18 protein-coding genes are annotated in these 17,675 nt (G+C 62.0%); 8 read left to right on the top strand and 10 right to left on the bottom strand.

Going from position 1 to position 17,675, the window contains the following annotated elements; all coding sequences use genetic code 11:
- Positions 1–166: 166 nt before the first annotated feature.
- The 3 genes from JV201_RS22815 to arcD (JV201_RS22805) form a co-directional block, all read right to left on the bottom strand.
- Positions 167–1,177 carry an ornithine carbamoyltransferase gene (locus tag JV201_RS22815; protein WP_010169901.1) on the bottom strand — a complete coding sequence of 337 codons (1,011 nt, stop codon included), beginning with the start codon at positions 1,175–1,177 and terminating at the stop codon, positions 167–169.
- 69 nt (positions 1,178–1,246) lie between these two features.
- Positions 1,247–2,503, bottom strand: a complete 1,257-nt coding sequence (gene arcA, locus JV201_RS22810; protein WP_003220054.1) for an arginine deiminase — start codon at positions 2,501–2,503, stop codon at positions 1,247–1,249.
- Positions 2,504–2,527: 24 nt separating this feature from the next.
- On the bottom strand, positions 2,528–3,955 hold the full coding sequence (gene arcD, locus JV201_RS22805; RefSeq protein WP_003220056.1) for an arginine-ornithine antiporter: 1,428 nt from the start codon (positions 3,953–3,955) through the stop codon (positions 2,528–2,530).
- A 413-nt stretch (positions 3,956–4,368) separates the two neighbouring features.
- On the opposite strand from arcD (JV201_RS22805), the gene arcD (JV201_RS22800) reads away from it, so the two are divergent.
- The gene (gene arcD / locus JV201_RS22800; protein WP_087692651.1) at positions 4,369–5,796 is read left to right on the top strand and encodes an arginine-ornithine antiporter; all 1,428 of its coding nucleotides are present in this window, start codon (positions 4,369–4,371) and stop codon (positions 5,794–5,796) included.
- Positions 5,797–5,798: 2 nt separating this feature from the next.
- Positions 5,799–6,662 carry a DNA-3-methyladenine glycosylase gene (locus JV201_RS22795; RefSeq protein WP_008433096.1) on the top strand — a complete coding sequence of 288 codons (864 nt, stop codon included), beginning with the start codon at positions 5,799–5,801 and terminating at the stop codon, positions 6,660–6,662.
- Between the two features lie 123 nt (positions 6,663–6,785).
- Here the strand turns inward: JV201_RS22795 and JV201_RS22790 are convergent, their stop codons facing one another.
- The 7 genes from JV201_RS22790 to JV201_RS22760 all read right to left on the bottom strand — a co-directional run bounded on the left by JV201_RS22790 (position 6,786) and on the right by JV201_RS22760 (position 12,390).
- The gene (locus tag JV201_RS22790) at positions 6,786–8,135 is read right to left on the bottom strand and encodes a CoA transferase (RefSeq protein WP_219406073.1); all 1,350 of its coding nucleotides are present in this window, start codon (positions 8,133–8,135) and stop codon (positions 6,786–6,788) included.
- A gap of 40 nt (positions 8,136–8,175) precedes the next feature.
- Positions 8,176–9,519, bottom strand: a complete 1,344-nt coding sequence (locus tag JV201_RS22785) for a cell wall metabolism sensor histidine kinase WalK (RefSeq protein WP_003220063.1) — start codon at positions 9,517–9,519, stop codon at positions 8,176–8,178.
- A gap of 65 nt (positions 9,520–9,584) precedes the next feature.
- A complete protein-coding gene (locus tag JV201_RS22780) occupies positions 9,585–10,049 on the bottom strand; it encodes a Spy/CpxP family protein refolding chaperone (protein WP_087692654.1) in 465 nt (154 codons plus the stop codon).
- Positions 10,050–10,293: 244 nt separating this feature from the next.
- On the bottom strand, positions 10,294–10,971 hold the full coding sequence (locus tag JV201_RS22775; protein WP_003220065.1) for a response regulator transcription factor: 678 nt from the start codon (positions 10,969–10,971) through the stop codon (positions 10,294–10,296).
- 7 nt (positions 10,972–10,978) lie between these two features.
- Complete coding sequence (locus tag JV201_RS22770) at positions 10,979–11,386, bottom strand: hypothetical protein (protein ID WP_003220067.1); 408 nt, start codon at positions 11,384–11,386, stop codon at positions 10,979–10,981.
- 106 nt (positions 11,387–11,492) lie between these two features.
- A complete protein-coding gene (locus tag JV201_RS22765) occupies positions 11,493–11,792 on the bottom strand; it encodes a YciI family protein (RefSeq protein ID WP_003220069.1) in 300 nt (99 codons plus the stop codon).
- Between the two features lies 1 nt (position 11,793).
- The gene (locus tag JV201_RS22760; protein WP_003220071.1) at positions 11,794–12,390 is read right to left on the bottom strand and encodes a septation protein A; all 597 of its coding nucleotides are present in this window, start codon (positions 12,388–12,390) and stop codon (positions 11,794–11,796) included.
- 87 nt (positions 12,391–12,477) lie between these two features.
- Between JV201_RS22760 and JV201_RS22755 the strand changes: the two genes are divergently transcribed.
- From JV201_RS22755 to rluB, 6 genes are all read left to right on the top strand, one after another.
- On the top strand, positions 12,478–13,341 hold the full coding sequence (locus tag JV201_RS22755) for a PHP domain-containing protein (RefSeq protein WP_003220073.1): 864 nt from the start codon (positions 12,478–12,480) through the stop codon (positions 13,339–13,341).
- A 13-nt stretch (positions 13,342–13,354) separates the two neighbouring features.
- Positions 13,355–13,984 carry an L-threonylcarbamoyladenylate synthase gene (locus JV201_RS22750; RefSeq protein ID WP_003220075.1) on the top strand — a complete coding sequence of 210 codons (630 nt, stop codon included), beginning with the start codon at positions 13,355–13,357 and terminating at the stop codon, positions 13,982–13,984.
- 120 nt (positions 13,985–14,104) lie between these two features.
- The gene (locus JV201_RS22745; protein ID WP_173406103.1) at positions 14,105–14,803 is read left to right on the top strand and encodes a ScpA family protein; all 699 of its coding nucleotides are present in this window, start codon (positions 14,105–14,107) and stop codon (positions 14,801–14,803) included.
- Between the two features lie 12 nt (positions 14,804–14,815).
- Positions 14,816–15,775: an SMC-Scp complex subunit ScpB gene (scpB, locus tag JV201_RS22740; RefSeq protein ID WP_102369771.1), complete on the top strand. Its 960-nt coding sequence runs from the start codon at positions 14,816–14,818 to the stop codon at positions 15,773–15,775.
- Positions 15,776–15,906: 131 nt separating this feature from the next.
- On the top strand, positions 15,907–16,098 hold the full coding sequence (locus JV201_RS22735; RefSeq protein ID WP_003220079.1) for a DUF1289 domain-containing protein: 192 nt from the start codon (positions 15,907–15,909) through the stop codon (positions 16,096–16,098).
- A 143-nt stretch (positions 16,099–16,241) separates the two neighbouring features.
- Positions 16,242–17,489, top strand: coding sequence for a 23S rRNA pseudouridine(2605) synthase RluB (gene rluB, locus JV201_RS22730; protein WP_003220080.1), 1,248 nt, complete (start codon positions 16,242–16,244; stop codon positions 17,487–17,489).
- Positions 17,490–17,675: the final 186 nt, after the last annotated feature.

The following is a 17,675-nucleotide window of genomic DNA, read 5'->3' as shown; positions in this document are numbered from 1 at the left end:
TTGTCCTTCCAGAATCCAGCGTTGTGAACACCGGGCCAAATGTGGGAGCGGGCTTGCTCGCGAAAGCGGTGTGTCGGTGAAAAATATAGCGACTGGCACGCCGCCTTCGCGAGCAAGCCCGCTCCCACATTTTGGACCGCGTGTCAAAAGTGGGAGCGGTGTGGGTTTAGATATCCGCCAGCGCCGACACCAGGATCGCCTTGATGGTGTGCATGCGGTTTTCCGCCTGCTCAAAGGCGATGTTGGCCGGGGACTCAAACACTTCTTCGGTCACTTCCACGCCATTGGCCAGGTTTGGATAACGCGCGGCGATGTCCTTGCCGACCTTGGTCTCGCTGTTGTGGAACGCCGGCAGGCAGTGCATGAATTTCACCCGTGGGTTGCCCGAGGCTTTCATCATCTTGGCGTTGACCTGGTACGGCAGCAGTTGCTCGATGCGCTCGTCCCACGCTTCCACCGGTTCGCCCATGGACACCCAGATATCGGTGTGGATGAAGTCCACGCCTTTCACCGCTTCCTTCGGGTCTTCGGTGATGGTGATGCGCGCGCCGCTTTCCTCGGCGAATTCCTGGCATTGCTTGATGAAGTCAGCATGGGGCCACAGGGCTTTAGGCGCGCCGATGCGCACGTCCATACCGAGCTTGGCGCCGATCATCAGCAGCGAGTTGCCCATGTTGTAGCGGGCGTCGCCCAGGTAGGCGTAGCTGATGTCATGCAGCGGCTTGTCGCTGTGCTCGCGCATGGTCAGGGTGTCGGCGATCATCTGGGTGGGGTGGAATTCAGCGGTCAGGCCGTTGAACACCGGCACCCCGGCGAACTTGGCCAGCTCTTCGACGATTTCCTGTTCAAAGCCACGGTACTCGATGGCATCGAACATCCGGCCGAGGACGCGGGCGGTGTCTTTCATGCTTTCTTTGTGGCCGATCTGCGACGACACCGGGTCGATGTAGGTGACGTGGGCACCCTGGTCATGGGCCGCCACTTCGAACGCGCAACGGGTGCGGGTCGAGGTTTTTTCGAAGATCAGCGCGATGTTTTTGCCCTTCAGGTGCGGACGCTCGGTGCCGGTGTATTTGGCGCGCTTGAGGTCGCGGGACAGGTCCAGCAGGTAGTGCAGCTCGCGAGTGGTGTGGTGCATCAGCGACAGCAGGCTGCGGTTGCGCATATTAAAAGCCATGGTGGATCTCCTTCTGTTTAGGTTATCCCCCTGGCCGGCGCCTTATGAGCGGCGGCCAGGGTTTGAATATCAGTAGTCGATTGGGTCGCGAATGATCGGGCAAGTCATGCAGTGGCCGCCGCCACGGCCACGGCCGAGTTCACCGGCGCTGATGGTGATGACTTCCACACCGGCCTTGCGCAGCAAGGTGTTGGTGTAGGTGTTGCGGTCGTAGCCGATCACCACGCCAGGCTCCACGGCCACTACGTTGTTGCCGTCATCCCACTGCTCGCGCTCGGCGGCGAAGCTGTTGCCGCCGGTTTCCACCACACGCAGGGCCTTGAGGTTCAGGGCGGCGGCGACGGTGTCGAGGAAGTTGGTTTTTTCGCGCTGGATGTCGATGCCGCCGGGCTTGGTCTCGTCCGGGCGCAGGGTGAAGGCGACGATCTGGTTGACCACCTCCGGGAAGATCGTGACCAGGTCGCGGTCGCAGAAGCTGAACACGGTGTCGAGGTGCATCGCCGCGCGGGATTTCGGCAGGCCGGCGACGATCACACGCTCCACGGCCTTGTGCTTGAACAGGTTCAGGGCGAGTTGGCCGATGGCCTGGCGCGAGGAACGCTCGCCCATGCCGATCAGCACCACGCCGTTACCAATCGGCATCACGTCGCCGCCTTCCAGGGTGGCGTTGCCGTGTTCCTGGTCGGGGTCGCCGTACCACACCTGGAAGTCCGCGTTGGTGAACTCGGGGTGGAATTTGTAGATGGCGCTGGCCAGCAGGGTTTCCTGGCGTCGCGCCGGCCAGTACATCGGGTTCAGCGTCACGCCACCGTAGATCCAGCAGGTGGTGTCGCGGGTGAACTGGGTGTTGGGCAGCGGCGGCAGGATGAAGCTTGAGTGGCCGAGGAAATCGCGGAACATCTCGATGGTCTTGCCACCGAAACTGCTCGGCAGGTCATCGGCCGACACGCCACCGATCAGGTACTCGGCGACCTTGCGCGGCTCCAGGCTGCGCAGCCACGAGCTGACCTCATTGACCAGCCCCAGGCCCACCTGGTTGGCGGTGATCTTGCGCTCCAGGATCCAGTCCAGCGCTTCGGGGATGGCGACGATGTCGGTCAGCAGGTTGTGCATTTCCAGCACATCGATGTCGCGCTCGCGCATCTTGGTCACGAAGTCGAAGTGGTCGCGCTTGGCCTGGGCTACCCACAGCACGTCATCGAACAGCAGTTCATCGCAGTTGTTTGGGGTCAGCCGCTGGTGGGCCAAACCTGGGGAGCACACCATGACTTTGCGCAGTTTGCCGGCTTCGGAATGTACGCCGTACTTCACTTTTTCCGTGGTCATTACAGATCCTCCAGTGAACAATAATTACAGGGTCAGGAAGCCGGAGTAGAGGCCATAGCCCGCCACGAGGGCGCCTATGACGACTGCGGCGAAAATCAGCTTCTCGACGTTGGTGAAAATCGGTTTGCCCAGTTCATGCTTGGCCATGGCGAACAGGATCACGCCAGGGGCGTAGAGCAGGGCGGACAGCAACAGGTACTTGGTGCCACCGGCGTACAGCAGCCAGACCGCGTAGATCAACGCGATGGCGCCGATCAGCAGGTCTTTCCTGCGTTCGCCCGGGGCGCTTTCATAGGTTTCACCGCGCACCGCCAGCAGCAGTGCATAGGCCGCCGACCACAGGTAAGGCACCAGGATCATCGAGGTGGCGAGGTAGATCAGCGACAGGTAAGTGCTGGCCGAGAACAGCGTGATCACCAGGAAAATCTGCACCATGGCGTTGGTCAGCCACAGGGCGTTGGCCGGCACGTGGTTGGCGTTTTCCTTACGCAGGAACTCCGGCATGGTGTGGTCCTTGGCGGCGGCGAACATGATCTCCGCACACAGCAGCACCCACGACAGCAGCGCCCCCAGCAAGGAAATGATCAAGCCGACGCTGATCAATACCGCGCCCCAGTGACCCACCACGTGCTCCAGCACGGCGGCCATCGACGGGTTTTGCAGCTTGGCCAATTCCGGTTGGGTCATGATCCCCAGGGACAGCACGTTCACCAGCATCAGGAACAGCAGCACGGTGATAAAACCAATCACCGTGGCCTTGCCGACGTCGGAGCGTTTTTCGGCGCGGGACGAGAAGATGCTCGCACCCTCAATGCCGATGAACACCCAGACGGTGACCAGCATCATGTTGCGCACCTGGTTCATCACGCTGCCCAGGTCCGGGTTTTTCACGCCCCAGATGTCGGCGGTGAAGATGTCCAGCTTGAACGCGAAGAGCGCGATCAACACAAACAGCACCAGCGGCACCACCTTGGCGATGGTGGTCACCAGGTTGATGAACGCGGCTTCCTTGATCCCGCGCAGTACCAGGAAGTGCACGGCCCACAGCAGCACCGACGCGCCGATCACCGCCGCCGGGGTGTTGCCTTCGCCGAAGATGGGGAAGAAGTAACCGAGGGTGCTGAACAGCAGCACGAAATAGCCGACGTTGCCCAACCAGGCACTGATCCAGTAACCCCAGGCGGATGAGAAACCCATGTAGTCGCCAAACCCGGCCTTGGCGTAGGCATAGACCCCGCCGTCGAGGTCGGGCTTGCGATTGGCCAGGGTCTGGAACACGAACGCCAGGGTCAACATGCCCACGGCGGTGATCACCCAACCAATCAGTACCGCGCCGACATCGGCGCTGGCCGCCATGTTTTGCGGCAGTGAGAAGATCCCGCCACCAATCATTGAACCCACGACAAGTGCAACCAGTGCGCCGAGTCGAAGTTTTCCGGGAGATTCAGACATCGCATGACTCCAATGCAGGAGAAGAGAGACCACAGAATAAATCCGTGCGCTAATCAAACAGCTGACTCAGATCACTTCATTGGCACATTACATTGTGAATTAATGACTTATGATGAAAGGTACGGGCGCTCAAGTGCCTCGCAGAGGCTCGTCGTAGAGCGGTTCTGCGTTTCAAACAACAGGTTTTCTCATTAGCGTGGACCTTTGAAGCTAGCCCGTATTTGCAGATATGCAAACTTTTACAGCGCAGCGTTATTTGAATTATAAATTTGCCTTAACGCTGTTTATTGTCATGCCTTTAAGTTATGAAGCAGGCGCCTTTATTGACTATATCTAATAAACGCTGCGCCGGCTTAATAAGTTAGTTGAGTGCACAGTTGTTGGCTCAATGGTTGTTTTGTTCAGGAGTGTTCATGTCCCAATCCTCGGAAAAGCTGCGCCTCAATGCCTTGATCGCCCTGGTCGTGGGCTCGATGATCGGCGGCGGGATTTTCTCGTTGCCGCAGAACATGGCGGCGCGGGCCGAGGTAGGCGCGGTGTTGATTGGCTGGGGCATTACCGCCGTGGGCATGCTGACCCTGGCCTTTGTGTTCCAGACCCTGGCCAACCGCAAGCCTGAACTGGATTCCGGCGTATACGCGTACGCCAAGGCCGGGTTTGGCGACTACATGGGTTTCTCGTCGGCCTGGGGCTACTGGATCAGTGCCTGGATGGGCAACGTCGGTTACTTCGTGTTGCTATTCAGTACCCTCGGCTACTTTTTTCCGGTGTTCGGCCAGGGCAATACCCCGGTAGCGATTGGCTGCGCGTCGGTGTTGTTGTGGGCGGTGCATTTCCTGGTGATGCGCGGGATCAAGGAGGCGGCGTTTATCAACCAGATCACCACCGTGGCCAAGATCGTGCCGTTGGTGATGTTTATCGTGATCGCCGCCGTGGCATTCAAGGGCGATATCTTTACCCGGGATATCTGGGGCCTGAGTAATCCGAATTTCGGCGGCGTGGTGGATCAGGTGCGCAACATGATGCTGGTCACGGTGTTTGTGTTTATCGGCATCGAGGGCGCCAGTGTCTACTCGGCGCGGGCCGAGAAACGCTCGGACGTGGGCCGGGCCACGGTCATCGGTTTCCTGGGGGTGTTGGCGCTGCTGGTATTGGTCAACCTGCTGTCGCTCGGGATCATGAGCCAGCCGGAACTGGCCAACCTGCAAAACCCGTCCCTGGCCGGGGTGCTGGAACATATCGTTGGCCCGTGGGGCGCGCTGTTGATCAGCATCGGCCTGGCGGTTTCGCTGTTGGGCGCGCTGCTGTCGTGGGCCTTGCTCTGCGCCGAAATTCTCTATGCCACCGCCCATGACAAGACCATGCCGGCGTTCCTGAAAAAGGAAAACGTCAATCAGGTGCCGGTCAATGCGCTGTGGCTGACCAATGTGATGATCCAGCTGTTCCTGGTGATCACGCTGTTTTCGGAAAGTACCTACACCACCCTGATCTACCTGGCGTCGTCGATGATCCTCGTGCCCTATCTGTGGTCGGCGGCGTATGCGGTGCTGTTGAGCGGCCGCGGTGAAACCTACGAAGGCGCCCATGGCGAACGCACCAAGGACCTGCTGGTGAGCCTGATCGCCCTGGCCTATGCGGTGTGGCTGCTCTACGCCGGTGGCCTGAAGTACTTGCTGCTGTCGGCGCTGCTGTATGCACCGGGCGTGATCCTGTTTGCCCTGGCCAAGCGCGAGCAGGGCCAGCCCTTGTTTACCCATCTGGAAAAAGGCATTTTCGCCTGCGTGATCGCCGGGGCGAGCCTGGCGGCGTATGGGTTGTACAGCGGGGTATTGTCGTTGTGAGAATGCAGCTGGCGTATCAGGCGCCGTATGACTGGGCGGCGATGTTGGGCTTTTTGTCGGCGCGGGCGATCAGCGGGATGGAGACGGTGGACGCTGGCGTTTACTCGCGCAGTATCAGTGTCGACGGTCAGCAGGGTTGGCTCAGTGTGTCGCCCGGGGCCGGGGATTGGCTTGAGGTGACGGTGGATTTTCCTGACCCGGCTGCGTTGCCGGAAATTGAGCGGCGGTTACGGGACATGTTTGACCTGTCGGCTGACCCGAAGCGGATCAACCGGCAATTGGCGAATGATCCCTTGATGGCGAGCTTGGTGGCGGCGCGTCCTGGCTTGCGGGTGCCGGGAACCTGGGATGGGCTGGAGTTGGCGATCCGCGCGGTGTTGGGCCAGCAGATTACCGTGGTGGCGGCGATCAAGCTGGCGGGCAAGCTGGTGGCGCAGTACGGCACGCCGCTGGTGACGCCCCATGCCGGTGTGACCCATGTGTTTCCTTCGGCCGAGGTGCTGGCAGCCGCGGATTTGGCAACCCTCGGCATGCCGAAAAGTCGCGGGCGTACCTTGTCGGGCGTGGCCCAGGCGTTGCTGGATGACCCGCAGATTTTCCAGGCGAAGGCGAACCTGAAGGAAGGCGTGGCGCGGTTGGTCGCATTACCCGGGATTGGTGACTGGACGGCGCAGTACATCGCCATGCGCCAGATGCGCGAGCAGGATGCGTTTGCCTCGGGGGATATCGGTTTGATCAATGCGCTGGTGGCGCTGGAAGGCGGGCCGGTGAGCCCGCGCCAGTTGCTGGCGCGGGCTGAGGCCTGGCGACCGCTTAGAGCCTATGCGGCGCAGCATTTGTGGACATCACTGAGCCGCGCGGATTGATTCTGCATACCTGTGGTGAGGGAGCTTGCTCCCGCTGGGGCGCGAAGCGGCCCCATTGACCCAAAAGCTGGGGCCTGCTGCGCAGTCCAGCGGGAGCAAGCTCCCTCGCCACAGGATCTTCGGTCACCACTGAGGGCGGTGTGAGCCCAATTCCCCGGCGGGCAAGTCCCACTGCAACGGTGTCCCGCTGATGGTCACCGGGGGCAGCAAGCGGTGGGCCGGGCCCCAGGCGGTTTGCTCCACCACCAAGCCTTGATCACCCGGTTCTTCGGCCCGCAGCGGTAGTTGTTCAGGGACTTGTCCTGCGTCCACCAACAGCTTTGCCGTGCGCGCTAGGGACAACAGTGCCGAACCGCCGCGGCCGGATTTCAAGCGTTCACTCAACGCCTGAATCGCACTGGCCGCCATCAAATACCCGGTGGCGTGGTCCAGCGCCTGCAACGGCAGCGGCACCGGTTTGTCCGAGTTTTTCCACTGCCTGCCAGCCTCGGCAATCCCGGTGCTCATCTGCACCAGGCTGTCGAACCCCCGGCGATTGCGCCACGGGCCGCTCCAGCCGTAAGCGTTGAGGCTGGCGTCGATCAGGCCAGGCGCGAGGGCTTGCAGCGCAGCCTCACCGTAGCCCAACTGTTCCAGTGCATCGGCGCGGTAGCCGTGCAGCAGAATGTCGGTGTCCTTGAGCAGGTTTTCGAAGATCAGGCGGTCGTCGGGGTTTTTCAGGTCCAGGCGGGCGCAACGTTTGCCCAGGGTCATTTCCGGCACCACGCCGGGTTCGTTCCAGTCAGGGGAGTCGATGCGCAGTACATCGGCGCCGAGGCCTGCGAGAAAACGGCTGGCGGTGGGGCCGGCCAATACGCGCGTCAGGTCCAGCACCTTGATGCCCGCCAGCGGCCTTGCCACCGAGCCCAGCCAGGGTTTGTCGCTGAGGGCTGCAAAGGTCTGGCGATGGACCAGCGGTTCCTGACTGACCGCCAAGCCTTGTGGATGAACTTGCCAGTCTTGCCACGAACGCATCTGCGCCGCACAGCCGTTGGCTTCGACGATCGCCTGTTCCAGCTCGGCAGCGGTCCATGGCGCAACCTTCGCGGCCATCGCGTCACGATCAGCGACCTGCCCGAGTACGCGCTCGGCGGCGGCACGGTGATGCGGTGCATTGGTGTGCAGGCGAATCCAGCCATCGGTGCAGGCGTAGTCGCCGGCAATCGGGTCCCACAGCGGCGGGGTGGTCCAGCCGTCGGGGCGCAGCGAGGAGGAGAACCAGAACGAGGCGAGGCGCCGGTCCACGGTCACCGAGGGCTGGCGCCCGGTTTGCTGCAACAGCAACTGGGCGACCGCCTGGCCTGCGGCACCGATGCTGGCGCTGGCCAGTTCGGTGACGGCAAAGGTCGAGGGCAGGGCGCCGACCTCGGTTACGGCCAGTGGGGTGACGGGTAAATCGAGTGCTTCCTGGATGGGGGTGAGCAGATCAGTCATCAAAGGCCCTCCTAATGAGAAGGACCATCATAGAAGATCATCAGGGTTGAATGACAACCCCAGGCTCCAGCGGCAGGTCCACGCTGGCGATAAAGCCGCCGCCTTGATGATTGGCCAGGATCAGGCTGCCGCCATGGCGCTCTGCGGCGCGCCGCGCAATGGCCAGGCCCAGGCCATGGCCCTGGGCGGTTTGCCCCGGGGCGCGGTAAAACGGCTCGCCGAGTTGGCTCAGGTGTTCGGCATCCACGCCGGGGCCGTGGTCGCGCACACTGATCACAATGCGTTCGCCCTGGCGTCTGGCTTCCATTTCAATCGGTTGGCCGGGCGGGTTGAAGCGTTGGGCGTTGCGCAGCAGGTTATCCACCGCGCGTTCGATCATGGTCGGCCAGCCCTTGAGGTGCAGCCCGGCCTCGGCATCCAGCTGCACGGGTTGGTCCGGCGCGCCGAGCAAGGCGTCTTTTTGCAGGGTCCGGAGCAACGGGTTGAGGTCGATGTCTTCGGCACTGGCGTTATCAGCGTCCACCCGGGCGAGTACCAGGATTTCGCTGATCAGCGCTTCCAGGCGGTCGCATTCGCGGGTCAGGCGCGGCCAGAGTTTTTCCCGCGCTTCGGGCGTGGCCCGTTCTGCCAGGGCCAGGGCGATCCGCAGGCGGGCCAGGGGCGAGCGCAGTTCATGGGACACATCCCGCAGCAACTGGCGCTGGCTGCCGATCAGGCTTTGCAGGCGGGCGCCCATGCGGTTGAAGTCGGTCGCGAGCACGCCGAATTCGTCGCGACGGTTGGCCAGCCGCGCCAGACTGTTCTGCTGATAGGTGGTCTGGCCCAGGTCGTGCACTGCGCCGCGCAGGCGGCTGAGGGGGCGGGTGATGGACAACGTCACCAACAGGCTGAACAGGGTCAGCACCACCAGCGCAATCGCCAGGGCACTCAACGGCCAGAGCAGGCTGCTGCGGTGCCAGGCGTCCAGTTCCGGGTGGGGAATGCGGTAGATCAGCAGGTAGGTGTCGCCGGTTTTTTCGCTGGTGTACTCGGCGGTCAGCCGGCGCCAGGGCAGGTGGCGGTCCTGGCTGTCGTTTTGCCGGGCTTCGAGGGCGGCGGCGCGGCGCGGGAAAGTGCCGCGCACCACAGGCTCGCCGCTTTCGTTAAGCACTTGCACGTCAATGTGGTACTGACGCTTGCGCTGCTGCAGCAGCTCCTGGGCGGCGTCCTCGCCCTGGGCCTCGTAAAGCTGCGTCCATTCCTGCGCGAGGTTATTGAGCCCGGGGTGGCGGCTGAGAATCCAGGCGTCCTGGTTGAGCATATGCCCAAGCAGGATCGACAACCCGGCAACCAGGGCGATGGCCAGCCAGAAGCTGGCAAGGACGCGCCAGAACAATGAACGCACAAGAAATCCTCAAACAGGAAAAGCCCAGCGGCGGTGGCCACTGGGCTGGGAGTGAAGCTAGATCATTATTGCGCTTTTTGCGGCTGCTGGGCTTTCCAGGCCTGGAATTCCTTCCACTCGGCGCGGCGCTCGGCTTGTTTCTTCACGATCTCGTCGAATTTCTTCTGTTGATCGGGTTTCAGCACGGCACGGATGTCGGTCTGGGTTTTCTGCTTGGCGGCCGCCATTTCGTCTTTCATGGCTTTCTGATCAGCGGCTGGCAGTTTGTCCAGGTACTTGCGCACCAACTCTTTGCGAGCGTGCCATTGCTGGCCCATCAACTTGCCGATCTGCTGGCGCTGTTCAGGGCTCAGGTCCAGCTGGCTGAAAGGGCCACCTTTGCCCCGCATGCCGTGTTCACCGCCGTGACCTGGGCCACCCATCATGTGGCCTTCAGGACCGCCCATCGGGCCTGGGCCTTCTGGCGCAGCGGCCATGGCAACGGTTGGCAGGGCAGCAGCGAACATCAAAGCGATAAGGGTCTTGCGCATGGTGATTCTCCTGTCTCTATTCCGGTGAGTCCGGATGTGAGTAGATTACGGAGATCAAGGTCAGCGGCAGTCAGGGGACGGTAAAGCTTGGGTAAAGAGGATTTTGGGCGGGGCTGACAAAACTATTGGCGACCGTAGCAACTGTCGAGCCTTGGCGAGGCTGCGAGGCAGGCGCTGCGGTCTGAAACATGTACCTCGGCGATGCTGTCGCAGCCTCGCCGAGGCTCGACAGCTGCTACGCGGGCTAGAGGCTGTAGTAATAGCCGCGGCTACGCAGCGCCACGATCCGTGGCCGGCCATCCGGGTGCGGGCCGATCTTCTTGCGCAGGTTGCTGACGTGCATGTCCAGGCTGCGGTCATACAGGGTCAGCTTGCGGCCCAGGGCGATTTGCGCCAGTTCCTGCTTGTCCAGCGGCTCGCCGGGCTGACGCAGCAAGGCTTCCAGCAGGCGGCTTTCGGACACGGTCAGGGCAAATTCCTGTTCATCGATAGTGACCACGCCACGCACCGGGCTGAAGCACAGGTCGCCCAGCTCCAGCTGAGTGGACACGGCGGCCGGGTGGCTGCGGCGCAGCACGGCGCGCAGGCGCGCGGTCAGTTCACGAGGATCGCAGGGTTTGGCCAGGTAGTCGTCGGCGCCCAGTTCCAGGCCGAGGATCCGGTCCAGGGGTTCGCCCCTGGCCGAGAGCATCAGCACCGGCAGTTCCGGGTGGTCGCTGCGCAATTGCTTGAGCAGCTCCAGGCCGCTGCCGTCGGGCAGCATCACGTCGAGCACCACGGCCGCCGGGGCGGCTTCGGCCAATGCCTTGCGGGCGCTCAAGCCGTCATGGCAGGCGCGCACCTGGAAACCTTCCTGGCTCAACCAACTGGTCAGCAGCTCACAGAGCTCCTGGTCATCATCTATCAGTAACAGCTCGCTCATGACTCACTCAATTTAGCCATTGTCGACGGCGCCGGTGCCCGCCACTGGCGAAGATCCCGCATAACAGGGCGATCAGTGCGACTGCCCCGCCGGTCACGAACCATTGTTGTTGCTCGGTAAGCCAGCGTGGCAAGGCACTGCCCTGTGCTTCTTTGAGTTGCTGGACCAGGCGTTGGTTCTCCTGGCGCAGTTTACTCAGTTGGGTACTTTCCCGCGTGGCGTCAGCACTTTGCAATTGCTTGCTCAGCTCATCGCGCTGGCGTTCGCTTTCTTTCAAACGTTGCTGCAAATCGGTGATCTGGCTGCCGGCACTCAAGGACAGGGGCGTGGAACTGCCGGTGTTCGAGGTTTCTTCAGCGTGGGCCGTAGCCCCGATCATTAACACTGCCAACAGACACAACTGACGTAAGCGCATCGGAACTCCTGATTCCACACGAATATTCAGAACGTTGTCGGCAGGTTACCGGGAATAATGAGCGTTTAGGAGTGCGCTGAAGCCATTTGGTTCAGCGCGCAACGAATCAAGGCAGGACTTGCTTGAACGGTTTGACCAGCACCTGGGCGTACACGCCGGCCGCTACATACGGATCAGCATCGGCCCAGGCTTGTGCCGCCGCCAGGGAGGCGAACTCGACAACCACCAGGCTACCGGTGAAGCCGGCGTCTCCCGGGTCGTTGCTGTCTACCGCAGGATGCGGGCCGGCCAGTACCAGGCGGCCTTCGGCTTGCAGCTGTTTCAGGCGCTCGACGTGGGCCGGGCGTACGGACAGGCGTTTTTCCAGGGAGTTGGCGACGTCGGTGGAAATGATGGCGTAGAGCATGTCAGTCCTCGGTTTTCGGCGTGGTAGGGTCGGTGTCATGCAGGTGGCGCGACAGGTAGATACCCTGGCCGACCAGGAACAGCACGGTCATGCCCAGGCTGCCGAACACCTTAAAGTCCACCCAGTAGCTCTGGAAGGTAAAGGCGACGAACAGGTTGGCGGCGCCGCAGAACAGGAAAAACACGATCCAGGCGATGTTCAGGCGGGTCCACACCGGGTCTGGCAAGGTCAGCGCGTGGCCCATGATCCGCTTGATCAGCAGGCGATCACCGATGAAGTGGCTGCCGATAAAGGCCAGGGCGAACAGCCAGTTGACCACCGGGGCTTTCCATTTAAGGAAGGTTTCGCTGTGGAAGGCCAGTGTCAGGCTGCCGAACACAAGGCAGGCGACCAGGGTCAGCCACTGGCTTTTTTCCAGCTTGCGCTGGGAGATGAAGAGCGCGCCGTAGACCACCACGGAGCTGATGATCAGCACCGCCGTGGCGCTGTAGATGCCGCCGAGGGTCAGCTCGTGGCCGGCAAGATCGATAACGCGAGGGTCGGTTTTGTAAACGATGAAAAACAGCAACAGCGGGATGAAGTCGATGAATTGTTTCACAGTAAGAGCCAGAAGCTGGATGTGGCGGCATAATAACAAACATCCTTGGTAGCGAAAGCGCCAGCTGACTTGAGGTTACACACTCCCGTGAATGTTGATTTGCACTGCCATAGCACAGCCTCCGACGGCGCCCTGGCGCCCGCGGTCCTGGTTGCGCGTGCGTTTGAAAAAGGCGTGCGAGTCCTGTCGTTGACCGACCACGACACCCTCGAAGGCCTGGCAGAGGCCCGCGAGGCGGCGCATGCGTTGGGCATGCAACTGGTCAACGGAGTTGAATTGTCCTGCACCTGGGGCGGCGCAACCATCCACGTATTGGGCTACGGTTTCGACGTCAACGCGCCGCCGCTGGTGGAGGCCATCGCCAAATTGCACGATGGCCGCTGGCTGCGGTCCGAAGAAATAAGCCGCAAGCTGGCCCTCAAGGGCATGCCCAACGGCCTGGAAGGCGCCCGCGCCATCCAGCAGGAACTGGGTGACAGCGGCAACGCCCCGGCCCGCCCGCACTTTGCCGACTGGATGGTGCGTGAAGGTTTTGTAAAGGATCGCGCCGAAGCGTTCCGCAAATGGCTGGGTGCCGGCAAGCTGGGGGACGTCAAGCAACACTGGCCAACCTTGGAAGACACCGTTGGCACACTGCGGGCAGCAGGTGCCTGGGTCAGCCTGGCGCATCCGTGGCATTACGATTTCACCCGCAGCAAGCGTCGCAAGCTGATTGGCGACTATATTGGAGCGGGCGGCCACGCAATCGAAGTGGTCAACGGGCATCAACCCGCCGAGCAGGTAGGCAGCCTGGCGATTCTTGCCCGCGAATTTGGTCTGCTGGTCAGCGCCGGCAGTGATTTTCATGGCCCCGGCGGCTGGTCCGAGATTGGCGAGTACCGCGCCGTTCCGGAAGATTTGCCGCCCCTTTGGTGTCGCTTCAAACATGACCCCATTATTGCCACCGTCTGAACAGGTAGAACACGTGAGTCAATTCTTCCAGATTCATCCGGAAAACCCGCAGGCGCGCCTGATCAAACAGGCCGTGGAGATCATTCGTGCCGGTGGCGTGGTGATCTACCCCACGGATTCGTCCTACGCCATCGGTTGCCAGATCGGCGACAAGAATGCGGTCGAGCGCGTAAGACGCCTGCGTGACCTGGACAAGAACCACAACTTCGCACTGATTTGCAGCGACCTGTCCCAGCTGGGGCTGTTCGCCAAGGTCGACACCGGCACCTTCCGCCTGCTCAAGGCGCACACGCCGGGGCCCTACACCTTCATCCTCAACGCCACCCGCGAAGTGCCGCGCCTGCTGCTGCACCCGAAGAAGCGCACCATCGGCCTGCGGGTGCCGGAACACCCGATCGCCCTGGCGCTGCTGGCCGAACTCGGTGAGCCGCTGATGAGTGTGTCACTGATCCTGCCGGGGGAAGAAGAGCCGTTGTACGACCCTTATGAAATGCGCCGGCTGCTGGAAAAACACGTCGACCTGATCATCGACGGCGGCTACGGCGGCAACAAGGCCTCTACCGTGATCAACCTGGCCGACGGCGAGCCGGAAGTGGTGCGCGTAGGGTGTGGCGACCCGGCACCGTTCATGGTTGAGGCCTGAATGTCGGCCGTGGAAGCCGTCGACAGCCAGGCGGGCGCCCAGCAGGAACTGCCATTTGCCATGGTCTACGGCCAGGCCGTGATGGAAATGCCGCTGGACCTGTACATCCCGCCGGATGCGCTGGAAGTCTTCCTCGAAGCCTTCGAAGGTCCGCTGGACTTGCTGCTGTACCTGATCCGCAAGCAGAACATCAATATCCTCGACATCCCGGTGGCGGAAATCACCCGCCAGTACATGGGCTACGTCGAACTGATGCAGACCGTGCGCCTGGAACTGGCCGCCGAATACCTGGTGATGGCCGCGATGCTCGCGGAAATCAAGTCACGCATGCTGCTGCCGCGCTCGGAGACTATCGAGGCGGAAGAGGATGACCCCCGCGCCGAACTGATCCGCCGCCTGCAGGAGTACGAGCGCTTCAAGGCCGCGGCCGAAGGCATCGACGGTTTGAGCCGGGTCGGCCGCGATGTGGTGGTGCCCAAGCTCGACGCCCCGGAAGCCCGGGCGCGCAAGCTGCTGCCGGACGTGAGCCTGGAAGAGTTGCTGATGTCCATGGCCGAAGTACTGCGCCGTGGCGATATGTTTGAAAGCCACCAGGTCAGCCGCGAGGCACTGTCCACCCGCGAGCGCATGAGTGATGTGCTGGATCGCCTCAAGGGCGGCGGGTTTGTGCCGTTTGTCGAGCTGTTTACCAAGGAAGAAGGGCGCCTGGGGGTAGTCGTGACCTTTATGGCGATCCTTGAGCTGGTCAAGGAATCCTTGGTCGAGCTGGTCCAGAATGAGCCTTTTGCGGCTATCCACGTGCGGGCGCGAGCCGAATAAAGAGCTGAATCGATGAATCTGACTGAACCCCGCGAACTGGCTCCGCTGCTGGAAGCCTTTCTCCTGGCCTCGGGCAAGCCGCAATCCCTGGAGCGCCTGTTCGAACTGTTTGAAGAAGCCGAGCGCCCTGAGCCGCCGGTGTTCAAGAAGGCCCTGGAGATTCTGCGCAAGTCCTGCGACGGCCGTGCCTTCGAGCTGCGGGAAGTGGCTTCCGGGTATCGCCTGCAAATTCGCGAGAAGTTTTCGCCGTGGGTCGGCCGCCTGTGGGAAGAACGCCCGCAGCGCTATTCCCGCGCGATGCTGGAAACCATGGCGCTGATCGCCTATCGCCAGCCGATCACCCGGGGCGAGATCGAAGACGTGCGCGGCGTCGCGGTCAACAGCCATATCGTCAAGACGTTGCTGGAGCGGGAGTGGATCAGGATCGTTGGCTACCGCGACGTGCCCGGCAAGCCGGCGATGTTTGCCACTACCAAGGTGTTCCTCGACCACTTCAACCTGAAAAACCTCGACGACTTGCCGCCGCTGGCCGAGCTGCGGGAGATGGAGCCGGACCCGGTCCTGGATTTCGACGACGCACCGGTGCCCGCCGGGTTGCAGGAGCTGGCCGACGCCAGCGCCGAGCCGGAAGAGCCGAAGGACGAAACCAGTTTCCACACATTGTTGCTGGAACTGGATGACATGGAGCAGGGCATCAAGACTGACTTCGATGACTTGCTGCGTGATGGTGCGGCCAGTGACGGTGAGCAGGAGCCTGCGCTGCAACTGAACGTTGAGGTTGAGCTGCCAGTCGAAGTTGAAGATGAGCCCGAGCCTGAACCCGAGGAGGACATCCTCGGCGTCGCCGAAGCCCGTGCCAAACTGCTGGCCGCCGTCGCAGCGCTCGAACAACCGCCGCTGAGCGACGAAGAAGACGAAGCCCGCGCCCTGGCCGAAGCCATCGAAAACGAACGCCGCCAATTCGAAGACTGACGCAGAACAAAATGTGGGAGCGGGCTTGCTCGCGAATGCGGTGGGTCAGCCAAGCATCCGGCGACTGACACACTGCATTCGCGAGCAAGCCCGCTCCCACATTTGGATTGTCGCCAGCAAGGAGAATTCGAATGAGCTCCACCAAAGACCCCTGCATCAGCATTTGCAAATTCACCGATGACATCTGCGTGGGCTGCGGGCGCAGCAAGCGCGAGATCCGTGCCTGGAAGAAACTCGACAAGGTCGACAAGCGCACGGTACTCGCCGAAGCCGAGCTGCGCCTGCTGGCGCTGGGTGCCACCGGTCGGCGGAAAGGCAAATGAGCCTGCACTTATCGACTAGTCTCTGATGCGCAACGCGCGCCATGAGCGTATGATTCGCGACCCTTTGGCGATGCGTTCGCCAAAAGCCCAGCTTTTACTATCTTCAGGCCAAGCCTGAATCGACACACCGGGAGGTGCTTAAGATGAGTGACCAAGACCAGAACGACACCCAGGAAATCGGCCCCGCAGGCGAAAAACTGCAGAAAGTCCTCGCCCGTATCGGCGTAGGCTCGCGCCGCGACGTAGAAGCCTGGATCACCCAGAAGCGCATCAAGGTCAACGGCGTTGAAGCCACCCTTGGCCAGCGCGTCGACCTGCACGATGCCATCACCATTGATGGCAAGGTCATCAAGCGTGAAGAGGCCGCCGAATCGGTGCGCCGCGTCATCATGTACAACAAGCCTGATGGCGAAATCTGCACCCGTGACGACCCGGAAGGCCGTCCAACCGTATTCGACAAGATGCCGCGCCCCAAAGAAGGCCGCTGGATCAACATCGGTCGTCTCGACATCAACACCACCGGCTTGCTGATGTTCACCACCGACGGTGAGCTGGCCAACCGCCTGATGCACCCTTCCTACGAGATGGACCGTGAATACGCGGTGCGTGTACGTGGCGAAGTCGATGACGAAATGATCGAGCGCCTGAAAGCCGGCGTCGTGCTGGAAGACGGCCCGGCGAGGTTCACCGACATCAAGCAGGCGCCGGGCGGCGAAGGCTTCAACCATTGGTACCACTGCGTGGTGATGGAAGGCCGTAACCGTGAAGTACGTCGCCTGTGGGAATCCCAGGGCCTGGTGGTCAGCCGCCTGAAGCGCGTGCGTTTCGGCCCGGTGTTCCTCAACTCCGACCTGCCGATGGGCCGCTGGCGCGAAATGAGCCAGTACGAAGTCGACATCCTCAGTGCCGAAGTCGGCCTGACGCCGGTGGCCATGCCGCAGATGAACGCCAAGAGCAAAGACAAGCTTGAGCGTATGCAGCGTAAATCGTCGCGTCCGGTGGCGCGTACCGACCGTGTTGCCCGCACCCTGCGCCCTGCGCTGGATGCACCGGCCACGGGCGGCCGCATCTCCCGCGAGCCGCACATCGAAGGCGAGCGTCGTCCTTCGGCACCGCCCCGTCAGGATGGCGAACGTGCGCCGCGCGCACCGCGTCCAGCCGGTCGTGGTGATGCACCTGCTGGCGGTCGCGGTAACCGTGGCGAGTCTGGTCGTGGTGCTCCGGCTGCGGGCCGTGCCGACGACAGCGCCAGCACCAAACGTCCAGCCAAGCCATCGCCGAAAAAGCGCCCGGGCCTGAAGCTGGTCGATGACGCGCCATCGGGCAAGCGTCGTGGTGCACCGGCCGGTTCCGGCCAGCGTCCAGGTTTTGGTCGCAAGAAGCCGCAGTGATTCGTTAAGCGCTGCATAAAAACGCCAACCCTCGGGTTGGCGTTTTTTTTGGCCTGGATTTGGAACCTGCTCTATGAGCAAAGCAGGTCCATTGTGGGAGCGGGCTTGCTCGCGAATGCGGTGTATCAGTTGATACATCCAGTGACTGACCCACCGCATTCGCGAGCAAACCCGCTCCCACAGTTG

Source organism: Pseudomonas sp. Colony2 (assembly GCF_019382755.1).
GTDB lineage: Bacteria > Pseudomonadota > Gammaproteobacteria > Pseudomonadales > Pseudomonadaceae > Aquipseudomonas.
Note: the sequence above shows the minus strand (reverse complement) of the source record. Positions and strands in the feature narration are given on the sequence as shown.